The organism is Methylobacterium indicum, assembly GCF_001043895.1.
GTDB classification, from domain to species: domain Bacteria; phylum Pseudomonadota; class Alphaproteobacteria; order Rhizobiales; family Beijerinckiaceae; genus Methylobacterium; species Methylobacterium indicum.
The window spans coordinates 1-598 of the sequence record NZ_JTHF01000436.1; the positions used below are offsets into that span (position 1 = coordinate 1).

The window sequence follows — 598 nt, forward strand, 5'->3', positions numbered from 1 at the left end:
ACGTCGTAGAGGGGTCCTTCGGTCTGCGGGTCGGCGGTCTGGCTCACGACGGCAATCCTCGATCGATGCGTGCGGGAGATCTGGGTCATGCGGGGCGGGTCCGCCATCGCGGCCATTGCCGCAGCCCGGCCGCCACCTATGATCCCGGCCGGAGACCAAGACCAGAACGGGAGCGAAACGATGCCGAAGGCGATCCGGATTCACGAATACGGCGGCCCCGAGGTGATGCGCTACGAGGACGTGACGGTCGGTGAGCCCGGCCCCGGCCAGATCCGGGTGCGCCAGAGCGCGATCGGCGTCAACTTCATCGACATCTACTTCCGCTCCGGCCTGTACAAGGCGCCCCAGCTGCCCTTCACCCCGGGCAACGAGGGCGCCGGCACCGTGGTGTCGGTGGGCGAGGGCGTCACCGGCTTCACACCCGGCGAGCGGGTCGCCTACGGCTCGGCCTCCGGCACCTACGCCGAGGAGGTGGTGATCGATGCGAAATCCGTCGTGCGCGTGCCCGAGGGCATCGACGACGACACCGCCGCCGCGATGATGCTGAAGGGCCTCACCACCCAGTACCTGCTGCGCCGCACCTACAAGGTCCAGCCCG

The 598-nt window shown here is 69.1% G+C and carries 1 protein-coding gene; it reads left to right on the plus strand.

Annotation, left to right across the window (positions count from 1 at the left end; genetic code table 11):
- Nucleotides 1-180: 180 nt before the first annotated feature.
- On the plus strand, nt 181-598 hold a 418-nt coding region (locus QR78_RS31240), incomplete at its 3' end, for an alcohol dehydrogenase catalytic domain-containing protein (protein WP_048431532.1).